The sequence below is a fragment of the Pseudomonas sp. A-R-19 genome (assembly GCF_019956575.1).
GTDB lineage: Bacteria > Pseudomonadota > Gammaproteobacteria > Pseudomonadales > Pseudomonadaceae > Aquipseudomonas.
In genome coordinates this window covers 1-23,929 of sequence record NZ_JAHBDR010000056.1, presented here as the reverse complement: position 1 = coordinate 23,929, position 23,929 = coordinate 1, and the positions used below count along the sequence as shown (strand labels likewise).

At 59.2% G+C, this 23,929-nt stretch carries 11 protein-coding genes; 6 read left to right on the top strand and 5 right to left on the bottom strand.

The genetic code is table 11. From position 1 onward, the window contains the following. The first annotated feature begins 62 nt into the window (after positions 1-62). Positions 63-809, top strand: a complete 747-nt coding sequence (gene cobM / locus KGA88_RS15210; RefSeq protein WP_110663179.1) for a precorrin-4 C(11)-methyltransferase — start codon at positions 63-65, stop codon at positions 807-809. Between the two features lie 193 nt (positions 810-1,002). Here the strand turns inward: cobM and nfuA are convergent, their stop codons facing one another. Next, the gene (gene nfuA, locus KGA88_RS15205) at positions 1,003-1,587 is read right to left on the bottom strand and encodes a Fe-S biogenesis protein NfuA (RefSeq protein ID WP_007912592.1); all 585 of its coding nucleotides are present in this window, start codon (positions 1,585-1,587) and stop codon (positions 1,003-1,005) included. Positions 1,588-1,820: 233 nt separating this feature from the next. Beyond that, entirely contained in the window at positions 1,821-4,130 is a 2,310-nt protein-coding gene (locus KGA88_RS15200) for a fatty acid cis/trans isomerase (protein ID WP_110659099.1), read from the bottom strand. Between the two features lie 156 nt (positions 4,131-4,286). Here KGA88_RS15200 and metH point away from each other — a divergent pair, with 156 nt between their 5' ends. Continuing rightward, positions 4,287-7,997, top strand: coding sequence for a methionine synthase (metH, locus tag KGA88_RS15195; RefSeq protein ID WP_223592246.1), 3,711 nt, complete (start codon positions 4,287-4,289; stop codon positions 7,995-7,997). 120 nt (positions 7,998-8,117) lie between these two features. Here metH and KGA88_RS15190 read toward each other — a convergent pair whose 3' ends face one another. Next, positions 8,118-14,720, bottom strand: a complete 6,603-nt coding sequence (locus tag KGA88_RS15190) for an NEL-type E3 ubiquitin ligase domain-containing protein (RefSeq protein WP_223592244.1) — start codon at positions 14,718-14,720, stop codon at positions 8,118-8,120. 166 nt (positions 14,721-14,886) lie between these two features. Here KGA88_RS15190 and KGA88_RS15185 point away from each other — a divergent pair, with 166 nt between their 5' ends. Then, positions 14,887-15,105 (top strand): DUF2970 domain-containing protein, encoded by a 219-nt coding sequence (locus tag KGA88_RS15185; protein WP_103393137.1) that lies wholly within the window; start codon positions 14,887-14,889, stop codon positions 15,103-15,105. Between the two features lie 6 nt (positions 15,106-15,111). Here the strand turns inward: KGA88_RS15185 and KGA88_RS15180 are convergent, their stop codons facing one another. Next, positions 15,112-16,197, bottom strand: a complete 1,086-nt coding sequence (locus tag KGA88_RS15180; protein WP_110659106.1) for an ABC transporter substrate-binding protein — start codon at positions 16,195-16,197, stop codon at positions 15,112-15,114. Positions 16,198-16,721: 524 nt separating this feature from the next. On the opposite strand from KGA88_RS15180, the gene KGA88_RS15175 reads away from it, so the two are divergent. After that, positions 16,722-18,380, top strand: coding sequence for a nitrite/sulfite reductase (locus KGA88_RS15175; protein ID WP_223592242.1), 1,659 nt, complete (start codon positions 16,722-16,724; stop codon positions 18,378-18,380). Then, positions 18,364-18,858: a DUF934 domain-containing protein gene (locus KGA88_RS15170; RefSeq protein ID WP_110659110.1), complete on the top strand. Its 495-nt coding sequence runs from the start codon at positions 18,364-18,366 to the stop codon at positions 18,856-18,858. Before KGA88_RS15175 ends, KGA88_RS15170 begins: the two co-directional genes overlap by 17 nt. Before the next feature lie 52 nt (positions 18,859-18,910). Here KGA88_RS15170 and KGA88_RS15165 read toward each other — a convergent pair whose 3' ends face one another. Then, positions 18,911-22,798: a dermonecrotic toxin domain-containing protein gene (locus KGA88_RS15165; RefSeq protein WP_223592240.1), complete on the bottom strand. Its 3,888-nt coding sequence runs from the start codon at positions 22,796-22,798 to the stop codon at positions 18,911-18,913. 288 nt (positions 22,799-23,086) lie between these two features. Here KGA88_RS15165 and KGA88_RS15160 point away from each other — a divergent pair, with 288 nt between their 5' ends. Next, the gene (locus KGA88_RS15160; protein ID WP_223592238.1) at positions 23,087-23,674 is read left to right on the top strand and encodes a hypothetical protein; all 588 of its coding nucleotides are present in this window, start codon (positions 23,087-23,089) and stop codon (positions 23,672-23,674) included. Positions 23,675-23,929: the final 255 nt, after the last annotated feature.

The following is a 23,929-nucleotide window of genomic DNA, read 5'->3' as shown; positions in this document are numbered from 1 at the left end:
CGATCATGAACATTCTTCATCTGAAGGCCTGTTCAGCCCCTTTTTTCCCACAGGAACCGACGATGACCGTCTACTTCATTGGCGCAGGTCCCGGCGACCCCGAACTGATTACCGTCAAGGGCCAGCGGCTGATTCGCAGCTGCCCGGTGATCATTTATGCCGGCTCCCTGGTGCCTGCCGCCGTACTGGAAGGTCATTGCGCCGAACAGGTAGTCAACAGCGCCGAACTGCACCTGGAACAGATCATTGACCTGATCAAAAGCGCCCACGCCAAAGGTCAGGATGTTGCCCGGGTGCACTCCGGCGACCCGAGCCTGTATGGCGCCATTGGCGAGCAGATTCGCTACCTGCGCGAGCTGGACATTACGTTCGAAATCGTACCCGGCGTGACGGCCACAGCCGCTTGCGCGGCGCTTTTGGGCGCGGAGCTGACGTTGCCGGACATTTCACAGAGCGTGATCCTGACGCGCTACGCCGACAAGACCGTCATGCCACCTGGAGAGGCGTTCTCCAGCCTGGCGCAGCACGGCGCGACCATGGCGATTCATCTGGGGGTCAATCATCTGGCGAAGATCGTTGAGGAGCTGCTGCCGCATTACGGTGCCGATTGCCCGATTGCGGTGGTTCACCGCGCGAGCTGGCCGGATCAGGATTGGGTGGTGGGAACGCTTGAGGACATTGCCGGGAAGGTTGCAGCCAAGGGCTTTCGCCGTACGGCGTTGATTCTGGTCGGTCGGGTGCTGGGCAATGACCACTTCAGCGAGTCATCGCTGTATCGCGCGGGGCATGCGCATCTTTACAGGCCCTGATTCACCACCAACCCTGTGGCGAGGGGGCTTGCCCCCGTTCGGCGGCGTAGCCGTCGCAAAATCTGTGTACCCGTATAAAAGCCGGGGCCGCTTCGCAGCCCAACGGGGGCAAGCCCCCTCGCCACAGGTTTCCAATCACCCATAAAAAAACGGCGCTCACGGGGCGCCGTTTTTTCGTTTCGCAGCGAACACCTTAGTAGTAGGCGTTTTCTTTCTGCGTATGGTCGGTCACGTCGCGAACGCCTTTCAACTCAGGGATGCGCTCGAGCAAGGTGCGCTCAATGCCTTCCTTCAGCGTCACGTCGGCCTGGCCGCAGCCCTGGCAACCGCCACCGAACTGCAGGACGGCGATGCCGTCTTCGACCACGTCGATCAGGCTGACCTGACCGCCGTGGCTGGCCAGCCCAGGGTTGATCTCGGTTTGCAGGTAGTAGTTGATGCGCTCGTTGACCGGGCTGTCGGCGTTGACCATCGGTACTTTGGCGTTTGGCGCCTTGATGGTCAGTTGGCCGCCCATGCGGTCGGTGGCGTAGTCGACAACGGCATCGTCCAGGAAGGCTTCGCTGAAGTGGTCGATGTAGGCGGTGAAGCTTTTCAGCCCCAGCGCGGTGTCTTCGGGTTTTTCTTCGCCCGGCTTGCAGTAGGCAATGCAGGTTTCGGCGTACTGGGTGCCAGGCTGGGTGATGAAGACGCGGATGCCGATGCCCGGGGTGTTCTGCTTGGAGAGCAGATCAGCCAGATAATCGTGGGCGGCGTCAGTGATGGTAATAGCGGTCATGGAAACTCCTCGCAGGCTTGGGCGCAGTTTACGCCAATCGACGCGCCGGACAAAGTCCTAGTATTTTTGTCGGGAAAAGAAACACCGATCACCCTGTGTCGGCGGGCTTTGTGGCGAGGGGGCTTGCCCCCGTTGGGTCGCGAAGCGGCCCCAAAAAACGGGCCTGCTGCGCAGTCCAACGGGGGCAAGCCCCCTCGCCACAAAAGCCCTCTCCACAGGGGATCTGCGTCCGATCAGAGGTTCTCGTAGCGGTTCATGTCCAGCACGCCCTCTTCCACTGGATCGGTTTCGTGGATGTAGCGGCTCAGGTCATGGAAATACACCCAGAATTGCGGATGACTGCGCCGTATCCCCCAACGTTCGACGATTTTCTCGAAGCTGTCGCTATCCTTGGCATTTTCCATTGCATCGACAAACGCCGGCACCTGCCCGGCGGGGATGTTGAACATGAAGTTCGGGTAGCTGCTGAGTACGCCGGGGAAAATCGTCAAGGTGTCGAGCCCCGGCTGATAGCGCAGCGATTCGCCGAGCAGGAACGCCACGTTGCTGTGGGCACGGTTGCGCAGCAGGCTGTAGACCTCTCGTTTGCCGCTGGCGGTTTCGATACGCAGCATGGTCGCTTCCGGCAGCTGATCAATCACTTTCAATCCGGCCGCCGGACGCGAGGTCAGGCGGCTCAGCGCCTGCTCGGCACTTTGCAGGTCCGGATCGATGTTCGGCCGCGAGCAGTAGGCGCCGTCGCAGCGGTTGATCGGATCGGGCCTGGCATTGAGATCGCCATAACGGGCCAGCAATTGCCGGGCGAAATCTCGCTTGGGATCCTGCGGATCAAGCTTCAGCGCAGTCGGTTTGTCGTCGTCGATGGACTCGTAGTCCAGCCACATCTTGAATTTGCCACTGTTCTGATACCAGTCATCGAGGTAGCCATCCCGGGAATCGGCCGGCATCAGGCGCAGGAAGTTCTGCTCGGCACCGTTGCGGATCAGGTCGAAATACAGGCGCGTCTGGGCTTGGTGGGACACGTTACCGAACACATCGAAGTTCACCGCCAGTTGATAGTAGGTGCGCTCCAGCAGCGGATAGTCGAACAGCCACATCGTCTGCGGCACGTCGCCGATCAGGCCCTTGGTCACCGAAGCACTATCGAAATGGCGGAAGATACTCAGCAGTGCGTTGTCGTTGCCGGCCCACAGGGTCGACCAGCTCGGCGCCGGCTGGTCGGCATAGCTGTCGCGGCGCAGGGCCTCGTACTCGTTGCGTTTGTCGCGGTAGTCGTGCCACAGGCTCAGGACGCTGCCGACATCGTCATTCTGCCCCGGCATCGCCAGCAACGGCGTGGCCTGCCCGCGATAGTTCGGGTCGGTGATGTAGAGGTCGTGTTCAGGCGCCTGGAACAGTGCCCAGAAGTTGTCGCGAATGACATCCGTGGCGATCTGCCCGCGGCACACCGGGCCGCGGATAAACGTGCGCACAAAGTACTCGGCGTTATCGAGCATGAACTGATAACGCGCCTGGGCCGGAATCGCTTCGAAGGTGGCAAACGGGTTGGCCCGGCTTTGCGGCCCGTAGCCCGGTAATGCGTCGACCTGCCAGTTGCCGCTATAGAACAGCGATTTGACCCGCGCCAGCTTCGCCGCACTCAGCGCATAGGTAATGTGGGTCTTGTGCACGATCACACCCTGCACCGGCCACAAACGATAGTAGAACTGCGTGCCCGGATCATCGTTGGGGCGACGGCTGTTGATCAGGTCAATCGGCTGGCCGGTCGGCGTGCGCGAACGCACCCACTGGAAGAAATGCCCTGGCTCGCCATCCTTGAAGTAGAGATGGGCGAGGAACCAATGCTCATACAGCCAGCGCCCCACCAGGCTTTCCCGGGCGCCCGGCGCATTGAGCAGGTTTTCCCACTGGATCACCTCCTGCGTCTCTGTTGCACTCGGGGCCAAGGCCTGCTGGTCGATGGGTGCCCCGGCCGCCAGCCAGCGTTGCAGCGTCTGGTACTGCTGGTCGGTCAGGCCGGTCACCGCCAGCGGCATGCCCTCCTTCGGGTGCGCGGCGGCATAGGCGCCGAACTCCGCGGGCATGGCACACATGTTTTCCCGGTTCAGGCCCAGGACGATGTCTTGCGGCAATTTGGCATTGGGTTGCAACGGGGTGTTGTGGCCCAGTTCCAACATCCGCGCCATCAATGCAGCCTGGCTGCCCTGGGCATCGAGCACCGAATAGAAGCCTTTTTGCTGCCAGGCGGTTTTTCCGGAAGCGTCCAGAAACAGCCGCGTCGGTGCCACCGCTTTCGTGCGGTCACCATCATAGACCGGGATTTTCGTCGCGCCCCGCGCCGCGCCTTCGCCACTGCCCAGGTTGAGCTGACAGGCGGCGTCGTTGCAGGCGTGGCAAGCCACGCACTTTTCAGTGAAGATCGGCTGGATGTCGCGGCTGTAGGAAATAGAAGGTGAAATGGCAGTGGAAATCGCCGGGCTTTGCGCCACGGCGCCCCAGCTTAAAAACAACAGCAATGTGCTGATGACGAAGCGATACGACATGTCCCTGGTCCTGAATCCTGAAAAAACGCCGCGATTCTACCGGTCTGTCACCCCTGCCAACATGAACGATATTCATGCAAATTCGAGTCATGCTCTAAAAGCGCACAGGTTTGCTATCATCCCGGCCCTTCGTCATGGTCTTACCGAGTAGTCCAAATGTCCGATCGCAGCGTTCGCCTTCAAGCTCTCAAGCACGCCCTCAAAGAGCGCATCCTGATTCTCGATGGCGGTATGGGCACGATGATCCAGAGCTACAAGCTCGAAGAGCAGGATTACCGTGGCAAACGCTTCGCTGACTGGCCGAGCGATGTCAAAGGCAACAACGACCTGTTGGTACTGACTCGCCCGGACGTGATTGGCGGCATTGAAAAAGCCTACCTGGACGCCGGCGCCGACATTCTGGAAACCAACACCTTCAACGCCACCCAGATCTCCCTGGCCGACTATGGCATGCAGGGCCTGGCGTATGAGTTAAACGTAGAAGGCGCGCGCCTGGCGCGCAAGGTCGCCGACGCCAAGACCCTGGAAACCCCGGACAAGCCGCGCTTCGTTGCCGGCGTGCTCGGTCCTACCAGTCGCACCTGCTCGCTGTCCCCGGACGTGAACAACCCCGGCTACCGCAACGTGACCTTCGATGAGCTGGTGGAAAACTACACCGAATCCACCAAAGGCCTGATCGAAGGCGGCGCCGACCTGATCCTGATCGAAACCATTTTCGACACCCTCAACGCCAAGGCCGCGATCTTCGCCGTGCAAGGCGTGTTCGAGGAACTGGGCATCGAGTTGCCGATCATGATTTCCGGCACCATCACCGACGCCTCCGGCCGTACCCTGTCCGGCCAGACCACCGAAGCGTTCTGGAACTCCGTGGCCCACGCCAAGCCGATTTCCGTCGGCCTCAACTGCGCCCTCGGCGCCAGCGAGTTGCGCCCGTATCTCGAAGAGCTGTCGAACAAGGCTGGCACCCACGTTTCCGCGCACCCGAACGCCGGCCTGCCGAACGAATTCGGCGAGTACGACGAACTGCCGTCGGAAACTGCCAAGGTCATCGAAGAGTTCGCCCAAAGCGGCTTCCTCAACATCGTCGGCGGCTGCTGCGGCACCACGCCGGGCCACATCGAAGCCATCGCCAAGGCCGTGGCCGGCTATGCGCCGCGCGAGATTCCGGACATTCCCAAGGCTTGCCGCCTCTCGGGCCTGGAACCGTTCACCATCGATCGCAGCTCGCTGTTCGTCAACGTCGGCGAGCGGACCAACATCACCGGCTCGGCCAAGTTCGCCCGCCTGATCCGCGAAGACAACTACACCGAAGCCCTCGAAGTCGCCCTGCAGCAGGTCGAGGCCGGCGCCCAGGTGATCGACATCAACATGGACGAAGGGATGCTCGATTCGAAGAAGGCCATGGTGACCTTCCTCAATCTGATCGCCGGTGAACCGGACATCTCCCGCGTACCGATCATGATCGACTCCTCCAAATGGGAAGTGATCGAAGCCGGCCTCAAGTGCATCCAGGGCAAGGGCATCGTCAACTCGATCAGCATGAAGGAAGGCGTCGAGCAGTTCATCCATCACGCCAAGCTGTGCAAGCGCTACGGCGCCGCGGTGGTGGTGATGGCCTTCGACGAAGCCGGCCAGGCCGACACCGAAGCGCGCAAGAAAGAAATCTGCAAACGCTCCTACGACATTCTGGTCAACGAAGTGGACTTCCCGCCGGAAGACATCATTTTCGACCCGAACATCTTCGCCGTGGCTACCGGTATCGAAGAACACAACAACTACGCTGTGGACTTCATCAACGCCTGTGCCTACATCCGCGACGAACTGCCGTACGCGCTGACCTCGGGCGGTGTGTCCAACGTATCGTTCTCGTTCCGTGGCAACAACCCGGTGCGCGAGGCGATCCACTCGGTGTTCCTGCTGTATGCGATCCGCAGTGGCCTGACCATGGGTATCGTCAACGCCGGCCAACTGGAGATCTACGACCAGATCCCGATGGAGCTGCGCGACGCCGTGGAGGACGTGATCCTCAACCGCACCCCGGAAGGCACCGACGCCCTCCTCGCCATCGCCGACAAGTACAAGGGCGACGGCAGCGTCAAGGAAGCCGAGACTGAAGAGTGGCGCAACTGGGACGTCAACAAGCGTCTGGAACATGCGCTGGTCAAAGGCATCACTACCCACATCGTCGAGGACACCGAAGAATCACGCCAGTCGTTCGCCCGTCCGATCGAAGTGATCGAAGGCCCGCTGATGTCTGGCATGAACATCGTCGGCGACCTGTTCGGCGCCGGCAAAATGTTCCTGCCGCAGGTGGTGAAATCCGCCCGAGTGATGAAACAGGCCGTGGCGCACCTGATCCCGTTCATCGAACTGGAGAAAGGCGACAAGCCGGAAGCCAAGGGCAAGATCCTCATGGCCACGGTGAAAGGCGACGTGCACGACATCGGCAAGAACATCGTCGGCGTGGTGCTCGGTTGCAACGGCTACGACATCGTCGACCTCGGCGTGATGGTCCCGGCGGAAAAAATCCTCCAGGTGGCCAAGGAACAGAAGTGCGACATCATCGGCCTGTCCGGCCTGATCACCCCGTCGCTGGATGAGATGGTCCACGTCGCCCGCGAAATGCAGCGCCAGGACTTCCACCTGCCGTTGATGATCGGTGGCGCGACCACCTCCAAGGCGCACACGGCGGTGAAGATCGAGCCCAAGTACAGCAACGACGCGGTGATCTACGTCACCGACGCTTCCCGCGCCGTGGGCGTGGCGACCCAGTTGCTGTCCAAGGAACTCAAGGCCGGTTTCGTCGAGAAAACCCGCCAGGACTACATCGAAGTTCGCGAGCGCACCGCCAACCGCAGCGCCCGCACCGAACGCCTGAGCTACGGCGCGGCCATCGCCAAGAAGCCGCAATTCGACTGGGCGAGCTACACGCCGGTCAAGCCAACGTTCACCGGCACGCGGGTGCTGGACAATATCGACCTCGACGTTCTGGCCGAATACATCGACTGGACGCCGTTTTTCATCTCCTGGGACCTGGCGGGCAAATTCCCGCGCATCCTCCAGGACGAAGTGGTCGGTGAAGCCGCTACCTCGCTGTACAACGACGCAAGGGAAATGCTGCGCAAATTGATCGACGAAAAGCTGATCAGCGCTCGCGCGGTGTTCGGCTTCTGGCCGGCCAACCAGGTGCATGACGACGACATCGAACTCTATGGCGATGACGGCAAGCCAATGGCCAAGCTGCATCACCTGCGCCAGCAGATCATCAAGACCGATGGCAAGCCGAACTTCTCCCTGGCCGACTTTGTCGCGCCGAAAGACAGTGAAGTGACTGACTACGTGGGTGGTTTCATCACCACCGCCGGTATCGGCGCCGAAGAAGTGGCCAAGGCCTACCAGGACGCGGGCGACGATTACAACTCGATCATGGTCAAGGCATTGGCCGATCGCCTGGCCGAGGCCTGCGCCGAATGGCTGCACCAGCAGGTGCGTAAAGAGCACTGGGGTTACGCCAAGGATGAAGTGCTGGATAACGAGGCGCTGATCAAGGAGCAATACACCGGCATCCGTCCGGCACCGGGTTATCCGGCCTGCCCGGACCACACCGAGAAGGCCCAGTTGTTTGCCCTGCTCGATCCAGAGGCCGAGGAAATGCGCGCAGGCCGCAGCGGTGTGTTCCTCACCGAGCACTACGCCATGTTCCCGGCGGCAGCGGTCAGCGGCTGGTACTTCGCCCACCCGCAGGCGCAATACTTTGCCGTTGGCAAGGTCGACAAGGACCAGGTGCAGAGCTACACCTCGCGTAAAGGTCAGGAGTTGAGTGTGACCGAACGCTGGCTGGCCCCGAACCTGGGCTACGACAACTGAGTGACCCCTTGTAGGAGCGAGCTCGCTCGCGATGGACTCAAGAGCGCTGTGTTTATCCAGTAAACACGCGTTATCGTTAACGACCATCGCGAGCGAGCTCGCTCCTACGGGGAGAATGAATCAGCCGTTTGAGGCGAGTTCCGCGACCTCTTTTCGAGACAACTCGATCATCTTCGCATTGCGTGCCGCCGCCTGATCAAAAAGCACACTCAGGAACGCAGGGTCGTCAGCGTTGCCAGCCTCGTCCGTATCCATTTCCTGGACATCCATCTCGTCGAGTGCCCTGAAGTCTTCAGGGTATTTCTCCTTGAGATAACTCACCCAGTAGTCACGCTGAATCAGGTCTTCAAAAAACCCGTCGGAGCGCTCTGCATTGACGATCTCGATGCGCGCCTGCGCCAGTTGCCCGGGCGTCACGCCCGAGGCGTAGGTCATGTGTTTGGGTTGTCCTGGCAGGGTCAGGCCGTCGTCCCAGCCCTCGGTCAGACCGATTCGATAGCCCAGGCGTACCTCTGCTTCATCATGACCGGTACGCGCACCGGCTTTTTTCGCCAGTTCATCGACTTTGTCCAGGCGGAACAACTGTCTGGACAACTTCAAAAGTGCCTGGCCTTTCACACTCAGGCGCCCGGGCGGAATATCGAGCAGGGCATTGTGGGTGAAGACTGTGCTTTCCAGCCCGCTGAACGTCAGGATCCGGCCGTCGACACAGGTGCCATGGGTAGCGGAACTGGCGAACAGGACCTCACGAAGTTCACTGTTGTCGGCGGCGGCTTGCATGACGGTCCACACTCGCCGGGTCAGATCGGCATTCGCCACCCTGAACTCCTGCGTGTCCTGCAATCGCGCAATCAAATGGAAGAACGCTGCATTGTCCGGTTCCTCCACCAATTGATTCCAGATCTGTTTTTTGCCGGCCAACTCCTCGGGGGGAGCATTGGCCAGCCAGGGTTCCCTTTGAGCGGAATCAGGCTCGGCCTCAGGCAATTCTTCATCAGACTCGACGCTTTCGCTGCCGCCTTCGTCATAGCCATGAGCATCATCAATCAATTCATCAAGATCACTGCGCGTGAATCCCAGCACGGTGTCGTGCAAACCCTCTTCGCGATAGGCCCTCAATTGCTCCAGGCTTTCCAGCGACAGGCTGTAGTTGTCGCTCAGGTCCGTACCTGCGAGCAGAACCTCGTGGTTGCCATCCAGAACTTCCTCGGGAATCGACGTGATGTCGTTGCCACTGAGGTTCAACGTTCTCAGACGACTGGCATTGAGCGCGCCGTCCGGCCAATCGGTTAGATTGTTGTTGCGCAGATTAAGCGTCTCCAGATCCCTGACAACACCGACATCAAAGGTATCCAGTTCGTTGTAGCTCAGGTCCAGCCATTGCAGCCGTTCCAGGCGGCTCAACGTGGTGTACAAGCGCTCGGTATCGCTGATACGGTTCGAGGAGAGTTCCAGGCGCTCGAGCTTTTCCATGTATTGAACCGGGTCGGGTACAACCTCCAGCCCATTGCCATTAAGTTCAAGTGTCGTCAGTTGAGTGAACGCCTGGAGGAACCCGTCAGAACCTTGAGCGCTAAGTTTTACGCTCGTCAGGTTCAAGCTACCCACATGATCGAACGCTGCCGACAGATCGGGCAGCTCGGGCAGATCGCCCAGTTGCAGCCCATTGAGATTCAACTCAACGTCTGCAACACCCTGCGTGCCGATCAGGCCTTCGCGCCAGCATTCAAGGATTCGCAAGGCAGCGAGCCTGCGAGTGCTCGACGACGTCATCCAGCCAGGGCCCTGTTTACCGCGCGTATACAGCCAACCATTCAAACGACGGGTGAGCACTTCAAAAGCTTGCTCCCATTCGGCTAATCGCTCACTGATTTGCACCAGCGCTGCCCCGCTCTCGCGCATCTGTTCGATCACTTGCAAGGCGTCATCATCGGCCAGATTCGGTTTGAGTCGTTGCAGGCGTTTTCCCAACACCGCCAGCCCTTCTCCCACCGGGACTGCTGTCAGCGGCAGCAAATGGCCTGCGATCGACTCCCCGCTCTCGGACGGTGGGAAAGTCGTTGGCACCTCCTCCAGGTCAAACCGCTCCAGGGTTCCGGCTGGCAAGCCTTTGGCAACTTCCACTCGCTGCCGGGCCAAATCGAGTTCTACGATGGATTGCGGGGTCAAGGGTGTGCCGGTCAGGTTGGCTTTGAGCAGCATGTCATCGGCAAGCGGCGTGGGCAGCTCGGAGACTTTGCTGTCACGTAAATCGAGCCAGCTCAGCTCTGGCAAGTCCTGCAACCCTGCGGGCCATTCCTGCAGGTCCGTGCCGCGCAGGTTCAAGGCCTTGAGACGAGTCAATGTACTGACGTCCAACGCGTGCAGCGGGTTGTTGCTCAGGTCCAGGTATTCGAGACTCTGCAGCCCTGCGAAACTTTGTGGTTCGACCGAGCCGGCACCGATGCGATTGCCGGATAGATCCAGATAAGTCAATTTGCCTAGTTCGCCAGGCGCAATCGGCACCTCAGTCAAATCGACATTGAGCAAGCCGAGCCTTTGCAGTTCGGTAAAACTGCCGACAAAGCGGCGGATCTGTTCCGCAGGCGCTTTAGTACCCCGCAGATTCAACGTCTGCACATGCGAGAATTCACCGGCCGGTAGCACTGGAAATTCACTCAGTTGCAGATTCGGCACCTCGAGCACCGAGGCATCGGCAGTAGAGCCGTAACGTTTGAAGGCACCATGACGCCAGCTGACTCTCAGGGACTGATCCAACCAAGCGCGCGCCATCGACTCCTCGATTGCTATGGGTGTCGCTGTCGAGTGGTACCAGTCATAGAGTTGCTGGCCGAGTGCCCTGTACCCTTCGCTCAATGCCTCCAGGGCCTCGAACCTTGCTTCGGCGCCTGGCCATTGCTCGGTAAACTGATTGAATATCACCTCGACCGAGTCGTACAGACCTTCGCCAAGACGCCGCAACTCCCCCTTGCTGTAAGCCCTGACCATTTCATCCAGATCAACCAGGTGTTCAGGGTGGTTCTTGACGTATTCATACGCTGGCTTGAAGTTTTCACGCAGGAAGTTTGCCCAGTCCAGCGACAGTCCGGACCAGAGTTTTTTATGCCCGCCGAAAACACCGTCGGGTAATGTCCTGATACCAGTCCCCCTCAGATCCAAGCGCTCAAGGCGTGGCAGTTCGAGAACCCCGGCAGGCCATTCGAACATCGAAGGAGCAAGGACTTCCAGGCGGCGCAGTTTGCGTAATCCGGATACATCCAGAGCTAGCGATGCGTAACTGGAGGAAGAGACAGCGAGATCCTCAAGCGTCGCCAACGCGTTTAATCTCGAGGGCATGTCCACGGCGTATGGAGTGGCTGAATAGAGGCACAGGTCGGTGAGTTCGCGCATTCCGTTCAATGCTGCGGGTACGTTGCTGAACTCATCCCCGGTGGCATTTATTCGCAGTCTTTTCAGCTTGGGGAAATTCGCCAAAAGGACATCGGCATTGGCGTCAGTGATACACCGGCCACGGACATACAAATCACGCACATGGGAGAAATCCGCCGACAATGCAGGTATCGGGTCGTCACAGACCAAATCAAGCAACCTGTACGAGGGGCGACTCTCAGCCAAGGGTGAGTTGCGCCAGCTTTGCTTGAGGTTCTGCGCAACCGAGGCCCTGCCTCCGGGCATCGATTGCAAGACGGTTTCCGGCACAGGCTCGCCAACCCATTGATCGAGCGTTGATTCCAGTAGCTCCCACTGGCGCATGCGCTCCTGCATGAGGCTGTAGATCTGTGCTTCGGTTTTACCCGCCCGCAACTGCGCCAGGATAAATCCATTGGCTTGCTGATCGGTAAGCCCTGGATGCACATCCTGCACGCGGGCCACCAGCGAAGGATTGAACCCTTGCCCGCGACCGCTGGCGTAGTAACCCACCTTGCGCTCGGAGACACGGACAGGTGGCTTGAACGACTGGCGGCTACCCGCTCGTTTCGCCAGCCGCTGTGACAATTCCTGTCGATGCTCGATGGCCGAGTCGATGACAGCCTGGCGCAGGCCGGCACTCTGACTGACGTGTGGGACGCCCAGTGCCTGGCGGGACTCGTCAGGCAAGGCGTGCATGATCGAGGCGAAAAAATTGTCGCCACTGGCGGGCACGCTATTGAGCGTTTCTCCCCGTTCATCAAAGGCTTGAAAAACAGGCCCCTGTTTCACCACGTACTTGCGACTGCCTGCCGATTCACTGCCGATACCATCAATGAGCGGGCCATCGATGTGTCCGTCGCGCACCTCCAGGCGTACCTCGCCGGACCAACCAGGGATTTTTTCCAGTGCATGCAGCGCGAGCCATCGGCTGTCAGCCGAGGCCATGCTCTGCGTGTACAGGCCGGAAAAGGCCTTGGCCTGATGCCCCTGCTGCGTATACCAACGCGCCTCCTCCAGCATCTTCAACGGTATTCGTCGAGACGTTTTCAGGCGGGTGAGCTCTTCAGCATTGGCGTCGAGCAGAACCCTGCGGGCGGCGGACACACTCAGTCCCGGGCTGGCACGCTGCAATTTTTCGATCAGTGGCCCGCCGCTGCCAGGATCGGCCTCGAACAACCGCAAGGCGTCCGCCAGTTCCGGTGGCGGCGGCAAATGATCCATGTGCATCTTGCGCAAGGCATTGTCGCCGACACCACTGGCATCCGCGATATTGAGCAGTTGCTCATCAGAAAAAGCTTCGGTGATATGCCCCATACGCCGCAGTAGCGTCAGGCGATCCCACGCCAGCGGCCGCTCCAGCGAATGACGCCAGGCACCGTGTCCGTTGTGTTCGAGTATGGGTTGCCAGGCGTGCGTATCGGTCGGATGCTGGATGCGCCACTTTTTCAGCGAAGGGTCAAAGGTTGTTTCATAGACCTTGCCGCTCTGCCGGATGTAGGTTTTTCCGTTTACCCGGTGTTGTCCCAACGCATCCGGGACGTAATTGCGGTCGAGAATGACATTACGCTCATAGGCGCTCAGCTCAGGTTTCCACAATCGGGTGTCGCCGTCGGCACGCGTGACCGGTGCCAGGCGCTCGACCATCGGCTCGGGTGTCACTGGAGCCAATTTGCTCACCCCTTTGCCAGCCCCCGCCATCACGGCGATCAGCGCCAGGTTCTCGGCCACATCGATCAGATGCGCCTTGGCTGCGTTGCGATCGCCCTCACTCCACTCGATCGCACCCTCGAAGGACTCATACAGGAGTTGACCGGCCATGACCGTGAGCATGATCTCCCCCAGCACCGGCACGAACATCGACACCATGTTCAATCCGAGCATGCCGATTTCCAGCAGATGGTTGAGCTTTTCCGCGCGCACTTTCGCATCGACGTCAGCCGTGGGGACCGCATGGCTGCGTGCATCGGCGATCACCTTGGCACGGTTCTGTTCGTAGAGGTAGGTCCACAGATCCGTGTTGGCGGACCAGATGCCGTCCACGCCTTCGCGAATGATCCCGAAAGGATTGAGGTAGGGATCCTCGACCGGTTCGCGCTTGCCAGCTCGCTCTGGCGGCAATTCCTTGATGTGCACAACGTTAGACAATAGCGGAATGTATTGCGCGACTTTCACCCAGACGGAATGCAAGGGATCGACTGGAGCATCCGCGGCTTTTCGGGTGAACTGACTGAAGTAGTAAGGACGATCGGCGTAGGCAACGAACTGGCTGAAAAAACGCTGGTGAGCCGTCGGCCCATCACCGCCGGGCTGTGTTGTGCCCCGGTGCGTGAACTGCCGCTTGAATTCTTCACTCAACTGCCCGGAGGTATAGCGTTTGAGCGGATGCTCGGGATCATGGGGGATGTAAACGATGAAGTCGCTGCTATAGCGATACTGCTCACTGATACTGAACACGACGCAGCCTGTCATCCGGCGCTTCATCAAACTCAAGTCACGAAACCAGACGGGCGTGTTACCGACTCGGGGATGGACCTCGCCGTTAACGACCGAGAGGATCATTGTGTAGTCTTCGGGCTCGATGTCCTTCTTCAAGAGGGCCAGCTCGGCAGCTGCGCTCATGGCCGCTTTCTGACTGGCAATGAATTGCTGGCGCAGTGTCGTTTCTTTCTGAGCCCCCACTGGCTGGAAAAACGCCATCACATGGGTTTGATACTGCGCGCCGATATCCAGCTCGCGACACAGTGACAGAAACTGTTTGACCGTGATGTCGAGGCTTGCGACCTCAAACGTGCCGGGGGTGGACGTCTCGATCAAAAAGCCGGATTTACGATGGAAGGCACCCTCCTCGCACTCGGATGCTTCAAAGTTATGCAGCGCAGCCTGTAACAACGAAAGCTTCAATACCTCGAACGATGCAAGTTCGATGTCAAGATCACCAATCTCCAGCGGTCGCCTGAGGCACAGCAGGGTTTTGTTGACGTCCAGTTCAATGGCGAACCGTTCCTTGAGGGCCTTGGTGAGAATCGGCCCGGCGAAAGTGTCGATATCCGCAAGCGAGGACATCGTCTTGTCCAGACTGGCCTGCGAGGTAAAACTGGCATTGAATCTGTTCTTCAGTATCTGCTGTTGCGTGACCGATGCGCGCTGATACCAATCCGCTGAAAGCGTGCCTGTCTCCTTTAACGCGGCCCGCCTTGCTGACGTGGCATCGACCAGCCAGGCCGGTGTCATCTGCTCGAGCAGATCGCTATGAATGCTGCTTTGTCCCGCAACCCTATGTTGACGGGGTAAAGATGGAGGAAGGGTAGACATACTGTTGCTCCTGAAAGTGGAACGACAGAACATCACTCCAGGGAGCCGCAACTGCGGTAGATAGTTACTACATCGACCCATACCCATTTCGAAATGCGTCAGCCAGCTAAAATGCCAGCCGCCGTTTTGGCTATGCTTTGAAGACCTACTCAAAGGCGAGGGATTTATGGACGATCCAGTCGACAACAAGCCGCCGACCTTCTGGCAAATGCTGCACAGCGTCATGGCAGCGGCGTTCGGAGTGCAGAGCGGGAAAAACCGCGCGCGTGACTTCACTCACGGCAAGCCGAGTCATTTCGTGATTCTGGGGATTGTGTTCACGGTGGTGTTTGCATTGGCGCTGTTCGGCATCGTCAAGCTGGTGCTGCTTCTGGCCGGGGTTTGATGCGACTCAGTGCATCAGGGTTTGCAGGGTGAACGGGTAGCGCCAGGACGCAGGACGCCCCTTGGCCGAGAGCTTGTGGAAGTCCACACCGAAGTCCTGCGCGGCCCCCATCGCCAGCAGCCGCTTGGCCTGTGTCCGATCGATCAGTTGCAGCAACGGAATCTGCCGATCACGGCCGCCGTACTGGCTGATGTCCACGCCTTCATCGTAGTCATGCAATTGCACCAGTGCCCAGCCACCGAGACTGAAGTGCCCGCCCAGCAACACACTCAGGCGACGGTCGAGCAGTGCCTGCAGCGCGGCGGGTGAATTGTTGATCGCGCCGAACAACACGCCTTGGCCTGGCACACCGCCGGCCTCGACATACGCCTGCATCACACCAAACACCATCTCGTCATTCGCGGCCCAGACCAGCGACGTCTGCGGGTAGCGCTTGAACAACAGCCTGGCTTGCTCGTAGGCGCGCTGCCGGGTCCAGCCGCCGTACACCAACTGGCGCAAATGCACTTCGGGGTGCTCGGCCAGGGCGCGCCGCATGCCTTTCTCGCGATACTGCGCGGAGGGGGTGATCTTCAAACCGGAAAAAGCCAGCAACTCGATGGTCTGGCCGGGATCTACCGGGCCGTGCTGCCGGATCAGTTCCTTGAGCATCAGGTAGCCGCCCTCTTCGTCATTGGGCACCAGGCTGCCAAGCAAATCGGGATATTTGTCGGGTCGTGCGCCAACGAGCTTCATCTGATCCGGGGTCAGGGCATTGTTGACCATGAACAGCTTCACCCCGCTGCCTTTGGCCAGGCGCAGGATTTCGGGGGCGATGTATTGCTCGTTGACGAACACCAGGTAGTCGGGGCGATGGTAACCCTTGAGGGCTTCACGAGCCTGGTGGATGGTGTTTTCCGGGACGCGATCCGAATACTGGATGCGCAAGTCCATCCCCAGGTCGGTCGCCGCGGCCTGCATGAACTGCGAGTAACTCGCCCAGAAAGCTTCCGTAGGGGTTCCAGGATTCAGGAACAGCACTGACTCCGCCTGGGCACAAGGTCCCACGACCATGCCCAGCGTCAGCAATACGCCATACAGAAACTTCAACATTGGTCGTCCGAGCCCCCCGGAAATTCGCCGCGCATTATAGCCAGCGAACTTCCGTAAAACGGCGATTTTTCCGGTTTTTGTCGGACAATCGTCGGAACCGGGCCCGGACCGGGTCGTTTATTGGTGGCTGACCCAGAAAACCGCCGTCCCCACGACCAGAATGATCAGGAACAAAATTGCCCAGGCATCAACGCTGCTATCGCTTTTCCTTGCTTTGGTTGGGTTGCTCATTGCATCGCCTCTTGTCGGTTTTATCGGTGATTGCATAAAGACACGAGCAGAGTAAAGACGACGATTGCCCGCATCACAAACAGGGTCTTTGCAACAACGATTCTCATTAGGCGATTTGGTTCTTTACATATGCTCAAACATCACTTTTACGCATAAACGCAAACTGGTATCGTGCCCCGGCTCCATAGGGAGTGCGCGGCCGTGCGCGCAGAATTGCCGAGGTTTTATCGGACGCCAGCAAGCCAAAAAACGCCGCTGTTTCCGACCGGCCCAAGCCTGAGAACAGGACTTATATGTACGTATACGACGATTACGATCAGCGGATCATCGAGGACCGCGTCAAGCAGTTCCGTGATCAGACCCGACGCTATCTGGCAGGCGAGCTGAGCGAAGAAGAATTCCGCCCCCTGCGCCTGCAAAATGGCCTTTATATCCAGCGTTTCGCGCCGATGTTGCGAGTCGCCGTGCCTTACGGCCAACTGACTTCGCGGCAAATGCGAATGATGGCCAGGATTGCCCGCGACTACGACAAGGGCTATGCCCACATCAGTACCCGGCAGAACGTGCAGTTCAACTGGCCGGCCGTGGAAGACATTCCGGACATCCTGGCTGAACTGGCCACCGTGCAGATGCACGCGATCCAGACCAGCGGCAACTGCCTGCGCAACGTCACCACCGACCAGTTTGCCGGCGTCGCCGCCGACGAGCTGATCGACCCGCGCCCATGGTGCGAGATCGTTCGCCAGTGGACCACGTTCCACCCGGAATTCGCCTACCTGCCGCGCAAATTCAAGATCGCCGTCAACGGTTCGACTTCCGACCGTGCCGCCATCGAAGTCCATGACATCGGCCTTGAGCCGGTGCACAACGCCGCTGGCGAACTGGGCTTCCGTGTGTTGGTAGGTGGCGGCCTGGGCCGTACGCCGGTGGTGGGTGCATTCATCAATGAATTCCTGCCATGGCAAGACCTGTTGAGCTACCTCGACGCCATCCTGCGGGTCTACAACCGCTACGGCCGTCGCGACAACAAGTACAAGGCGCGGATCAAGATCCTGGTCAAGGCGCTGACGCCTGAAGTCTTCGCACAGAAAGTCGATGCGGAAATGGAGCACCTGCGCGGTGGCCAGACCACTTTGACCGAAGCCGAAGTGCATCGCGTCGCCAAGCACTTCGTCGATCCCGACTACAAGGCCCTGGAAAACCAGGCCGCCGCACTGGCCGAGCTCGACCAGCAGCACCCGGGCTTTGCCCGCTGGCGCGTGCGCAACACCCTGGCCCACAAGAAGCCGGGCTACGTGGCCGTGACCTTGTCCCTCAAGCCTACTGGCGTTGCCCCGGGCGACATCACCGACAAGCAGCTCGACGCCGTGGCCGATTTGGCCGAGCGTTACAGCTTCGCGCAACTGCGCACCTCCCACGAGCAGAACATCATTCTGGCCGATGTCGAGCAGGACAAGCTGTTCGTCCTGTGGGGCGAGCTGCGCGAGCAAGGCTTCGCCACGCCGAACATCGGCTTGCTGACTGACATCATCTGCTGCCCGGGTGGCGACTTCTGCTCCCTGGCCAACGCCAAGTCGATCCCGATCGCCGAATCGATCCAGCGCCGCTTCGACGACCTGGACTACCTGTTCGACATCGGCGAACTGGACCTGAACATCTCCGGTTGCATGAACGCCTGTGGTCACCACCACGTCGGCCACATCGGCATCCTCGGGGTGGACAAGAAAGGCGAAGAGTTCTATCAGGTTTCCCTCGGCGGCAGCGCCAGCCGTGACGCCAGCCTGGGCAAGATCCTCGGCCCGTCGTTTGCCCAGGAAGCCATGCCTGACGTGATCGAAAAGCTGATCGACGTGTACATCGAACAACGTACCGAAGACGAACGCTTCATCGACACCTATCAGCGTATTGGTATCGACCTCTTCAAGGAGCGTGTCTATGCAGCGAATCATTAAGAACAACGAGGTCGTCGACGAAACCTGGCACCTGCTGCCCAAGGACTTCAACATCGACGAAATCAGCAACTGCGACGACCTCATCGTGCCGTTGCAGCTGTGGCGCGAACACAGCCGCATGCTCCTGGCCCGCGACGGCGGCCTGGGTATCTGGCTTGATGCCGATGAAGAAGCCGAGGAAATCGGCGAAGACGTGGCGCGGTTCCAGGTCATTGCCCTGAACTTCCCGGCCTTCACCGATGGCCGCAACTACTCCAACGCCCGCCTGCTGCGTGACCGTTACGGTTTCAAGGGCGAATTGCGGGCCATTGGCGACGTGCTGCGTGACCAGTTGTTCTACATGCATCGCTGTGGTTTCGACGCGTTCGCCATTCGCGCCGACAAAGATCCGCACGAAGCCCTTGAAGGCCTAAAGGACTTCTCGGTGACCTATCAGGCCGCTACCGACGAACCGCTGCCGCTGTTCCGTCGCCGCTGACTGTCACCCCTTGGACCCCGGCCCCGGGGTTCAAGGGGTTTTATCCTTCGCGCTAGAACACCGGATGATCCACCAGCGGTATCGGCCGCCCCATGGCGACCCAGTCGCGGTAGAGCCGGACTCGATCCTCCAGCACCACGAACAACCTGAACGGGTTTTGCCCATCGGCCATCCGCGTTTCGACGCACTGGCGCAGCCAACCCCACAACTCTTCTGATGTATCCGCCTCGTCGAGCAAGCGCCACACGCGTGCCTGCAGCGACCGATAACCCACCTGGAAATCCGCCGTAAGGCTCAATCCATCCATGACCCGGAGCAACGCACTGCCCGATGGCTTGCCGGCCAATCGTTGCCAGATCTGTTGCCGCGCCTCGCGCACGCTTTCATCGCCCTCCCCCAGCCAGGGCGTCGCACTGCCATAATCGGCACCCGGTTCACTCAACCACAGATTGATTCCAGTGCGCTCACGATGATCGACCAGGCGCAACAACGTCTCTTCATCCGTCAATGGATTACCCCACAGCTTCACCCGATCCCGGGAGACCGCCTGATTCAGGATCGCGTGGGGAACCCGGCTGATCCGGTTGCCTCGCAAGTCAAGCGAGGTGAGGTACGGCTGATCGGCAATGCCAATCGGGCAATGGCGTATGCCGGTGTTTCTCAAGTTCAGCACACGCAACTCCTTGAGCCCCAGAACAACAGGCGGGACGGTCAAAGGGTTGTCACTCAGATCCAGCGTTTGCAAGCTCAGCAGATCAGCAAACTGTGCGGCCGTGTTCTCCTCAAGCTGCAGTAGAGTGGAACGCAGGTTGAGCGTTGTGAGCTGGTTCATTTGCCGAATCGATCGAGGCAGCACACCTTCCAGCACGCCGTCTGCGTTTAACCGCCGCAGGTCGACACGCTCCAGGTTCAGGGAACGCAGATTCGGAAAACTTTCGAGAAAGTTGCCCAAGCTCTCGCGCTCGACCAGGCTCAGGCCCTGCATCGATAGCTCGACGACCTCATTGAAGCGCACGTTCATCGTCGGCAACCGATGGTAATCTTCGAACCCCAGATCCAGCCTGTAGCCGGAAAACACCTCGCCCGACACCACTCTATTGATCTGGGGCGGGCATTTTTGCCAAATGCTCATCAGTTCATCGCCCAGCTCGATTCGCGTTTCACGCTCGCAATCGATCACGGTTTGCAGCAGTTCGACATTGTGCGCTGCGATCTGCTGGGGACTCATGCCCGCGGCCTCGTCATCGTTCACAGTCAGAAAATCCACGTCCATTTCATCGACATCCAGCACGGACTGGTCGACCCATAGGCGCAGATCGGCATGCAACTGCTGCATCTCGAAAATCAGGCGACCCACCAGCGTTTGCGCCCCGGAACCTGCGTTAATCAGCAGCTCATCCGCCTGGGCATCGGTGAAATCCGGGTAAACATCCTTGATCTGCAGACGCATGACTCCGTGGGTCAGCGCCGCGGCCTGTGGCGTATTCGGGAAGCTGCCACCGCGCAACCCTCGTGCTTCGAAGGGCAGACGCGAATCCATTCGATCGAGGCCGACCCTCAACTCGGAGCGGGACAAGGCATGCGCGCCAATACGCAACCGCAACTGCCTGGCCGCAGCTGGCGAGTCCAGCGATAGCGCAGCACGTTCCTCCCCGGACAACAGATCGACCAGCGCGGTAAACACATCCGCACCTTCGCCGTCGGTAGCCGCCACTGCGCAGTAGCGATAACCATCATCGACCTTGATCAAACGCCGGCAATCCTCGGAATCCAGCGGACCGCAGCGGTCCAGGACCCGACCACTGATGGAGCCGTCGAGCACTTCGACTCGCAGGCCTTTGGGCCAACCGGGCAGGCGCTCCAGGGAATGCAACGCCAGCACATCGGTTTCGGCAGGCGAGACCGAACGCAAGTAGAGGCCTTCATAGGCCCGGTTGAGCCGAACATGTTGTTGGTATTCGCGCGCTTTGTTGTCCAGACGCTTGAACAGTTGCAGCGCCTCGTCAGCATCGACGGACCGCTCGATGTCGATCCCCGAACGGTCGAGAATCTGCTCCACCACACTTTTCGGTAATCCGGGGTATTCGCGCTGAAACAGACGAACCCATTGCTGGTCCGTGTGCTGCAATGCCTGATAGCGGGCGTTGAACAATCCAGTCCGTATTTGCGGGTCGGCGACGGTCTCGAGCGCCTGATCGAGCTTGAAGCGGGTGATGGTGTCAGCCAACATCGGTGTTGGCGGGTGGCCTGACTGCATCAAGCGCAGCATATCGTCGTCGACCGTGCTGACCCGGGCGATCTGCGCCACCACCTCATCGCTGAAGTCAGCCAGCGGCGCGCAAACACCACGTATCAGCTCCACGCGTGTCGACACGGACACCGGAATCGATCCGGGTGCGGGCTCGGGTGGTGTTTCGAGATGCAGCCCGCTCCCGGGCTCCCGAGGCGCGTGCAGCGATCCGGCGATTTTCTCTTCGCCCTTGAGTGCCATCGCCGCCCCGGCCAGCGGGAGCGCATTGAGCAAGCCGAACACCGTGCGCGTCACCCCCTCGGAGCGCTGTTCCGGTGTCTTGCCGTTGACGGCCTGATCAAGGCCGTAACCGGCGTCGATCAGGCCGGCCAGCACCAGGATGCCCTCGCCTCCCGGAATGAACAACGCCAATGGCCCCAACCGGTTGATCCATTGCACCAGAGGCTCCACCACCGCGCTCAGGTTGTCGCGATTGACCTGGGCATCGTCACGGATGGTTTTGACGCCGGCCATGGACGACTGCTTCATACTCAGTACCAACTGGGCGAACGGATCGGTGCTTGAGGACGCACGCTCAAGATCGATGTAATCCTGTGGGTCCCAGAAGCCGTCGTCATTGAACAGCCCTGCGCTCCTTGTCAGCCAGTGTTCCTTCGGGTAGAGCGCCATGCCCTCCAATGCTGTCAATACGCCTGCGTGGAAGGTGCCATCTTCACGATCGTCCTCGGCAAAATGCGCGACCAGTGCTTGCCTTGTGGCGGCCTCTTTGCCTTGGGCCACGATCCATTGGCGCAGGTGCGGCAAATCGGCGAACTCATGCAAGGGTGAGGAGTTACCGGGAATGTTCAGCAAGACCCGGCCGCTGTGACGGTGGCGATAACACCAGATATCGTTCGATGTGTAGCGATAGATCGTCAGCCGACCGACCTCGATCGGCGCGCCGACACGGGTGGGTGCCTGTACCTGATCGAGGGTCAACGCACTCCACGCCTGCTCTGCTGGCAACCCGGCGGCCTGCATGGCCAGGGCCAGGCCCTCCCGTGTCAAACTGCCCTCCTGATGCTGCAGGCAGGCGCTCATGATAAAGGCAGCCTTGGTCGAGGTTCTCAGGTCGTAAGGCGCCGCCTGGGCGATTCGCTTGTCTGAGGGCCAGGCACGATCAAGGTACGCCTGATAGCGGGTTTGCAAATCCAGTTCCCACACCCACTGCTTGAACGCGGCCGGCCTGAGGGCAATTTGTGTTGCCGGTCCATACGCCTGAGGCGTGGTCTGGCGATAGATGCCTTCGTAGGTATGGTGGTTGCCATTGCCGTGGTCGGCGAATTCATCGACATGCTCCACAATACGAATGGACGGGCCGACATCGGGCGGTGTGTACAAGCCAAATGCGCTTTCGGCGAAACGCCCGTCGCCAACGGTCTGGTAGTTCGCCAGCAGCGCCTGCACCAACGCTTGCGTGTTTGCCACCTGACCTTGCTCGATACCGTCTTGCGCAGGGTGCCCGTGGTAGCGGTAATCCAGGGTGACCAGCATGGCGGTTTGCGGGTCGATGTCTTGCCCCCATTTCTCCTTGATCAACTGTGCACCGAATTGCTCGGGAGACTGCGGCAGAGCCGTGCTCACCACAGACTTCAGTGTTTCGCGCAGCGACGCAGGCTCAGGATGAAGCGGTGTCGGATGGTCATTCATGTGCATTCCATGGCAACTATTTTTGGAACACCAACATAGCCAGCCACCGCGTTGCCGAAAGCAGGAACGGTCGCCTGCTGCCTACAGAGATTTCGCCGTGCGGTGGAGGACATCGGGCAAGTAGTTGCAGGCAAAAAAGCGGAGCACAACTCAAACTAATGACCAGCCAGAAAACCAACATCACAATATAAACTTGAAAACTCCAGCAATACATTCCGCGTCATGCATTTTTTGTTTTCCGCGATATAGTTTGAAACACCCAAACCAACCGCAAAAGAATTTTGCACAATGTATACACCAGATGAAGCCCGCAACTCCGCATTCAAAATACTGTGGGAAGAAGAAGATTTTAGTTATCTCGCCATTTTATACTGCGATGCCAATGGCGATATTGGCTACACCCCCATCAAGACTGACAATACTCTAATCCATATTGAACACGAAGCATGGCCAAACATTGACCAAGTTCGCTTCAACAGCCTTGAGAGCCTGCTTGATGCCTTGGAGTTAAATGGCTTTAAACAGGTTCCAGGTGAAATGGACAGCATAGAGCTGCCATGGTCTTCTTACCCTGATCTCCCGACTACATTACAAGAGCAACTCAATGAACCCGGGATGTTTATGCTCGACCGCCGTTATAAATTCCAGTTTAAGTTTGATGCTTTCGCGCCAGGACCATCGGCGCTTCCAATATCGGTTGATGGCGATAGTGTTTATTTGCAAAAAGGACTGATCAGCGCCATGGATGAAATTCGCTTTGCCAACATTGACTCACTGATCAAGGCGCTGGGTACTTATGGCGATAATGGAAGGGTCCTGGATTGGAATATCAGCAACCGTCTTGTTCGAACTCCAAAAATAACATGGCAGCACTGAGCAACGGATAAACGCTTGCCTCTTAAGGTATTAGTCTCCATAAAAAAGGTTCTTCACGCACTCCCGGGGAACTGTAGGAGCCGGCTTGCTGGCGATGGACTCAAGTTCGCCGCGTTTATCCGGTTCACACGCGTTATCGTTAACGACCATCGCTGGCAAGCCAGCTCCTATGTATGGACTCGCCCCCACTGTCTACCCGCTTTTGAAAAACCGCTGCCCCGTTGCATCTATGTATTAGGCCTATTCGTGGAAGCC

Bases quoted from the DNA above. Each gene is read 5' to 3' on its own strand.
- cobM (WP_110663179.1), top strand. From the start codon at position 63: ATGACCGTCTACTTCATTGGCGCAGGTCCCGGCGACCCCGAACTGATT.
- nfuA (WP_007912592.1), bottom strand. From the start codon at position 1,587: ATGACCGCTATTACCATCACTGACGCCGCCCACGATTATCTGGCTGAT.
- KGA88_RS15200 (WP_110659099.1), bottom strand. From the start codon at position 4,130: ATGTCGTATCGCTTCGTCATCAGCACATTGCTGTTGTTTTTAAGCTGG.
- metH (WP_223592246.1), top strand. From the start codon at position 4,287: ATGTCCGATCGCAGCGTTCGCCTTCAAGCTCTCAAGCACGCCCTCAAA.
- KGA88_RS15190 (WP_223592244.1), bottom strand. From the start codon at position 14,720: ATGTCTACCCTTCCTCCATCTTTACCCCGTCAACATAGGGTTGCGGGA.
- KGA88_RS15185 (WP_103393137.1), top strand. From the start codon at position 14,887: ATGGACGATCCAGTCGACAACAAGCCGCCGACCTTCTGGCAAATGCTG.
- KGA88_RS15180 (WP_110659106.1), bottom strand. From the start codon at position 16,197: ATGTTGAAGTTTCTGTATGGCGTATTGCTGACGCTGGGCATGGTCGTG.
- KGA88_RS15175 (WP_223592242.1), top strand. From the start codon at position 16,722: ATGTACGTATACGACGATTACGATCAGCGGATCATCGAGGACCGCGTC.
- KGA88_RS15170 (WP_110659110.1), top strand. From the start codon at position 18,364: ATGCAGCGAATCATTAAGAACAACGAGGTCGTCGACGAAACCTGGCAC.
- KGA88_RS15165 (WP_223592240.1), bottom strand. From the start codon at position 22,798: ATGAATGACCATCCGACACCGCTTCATCCTGAGCCTGCGTCGCTGCGC.
- KGA88_RS15160 (WP_223592238.1), top strand. From the start codon at position 23,087: ATGTATACACCAGATGAAGCCCGCAACTCCGCATTCAAAATACTGTGG.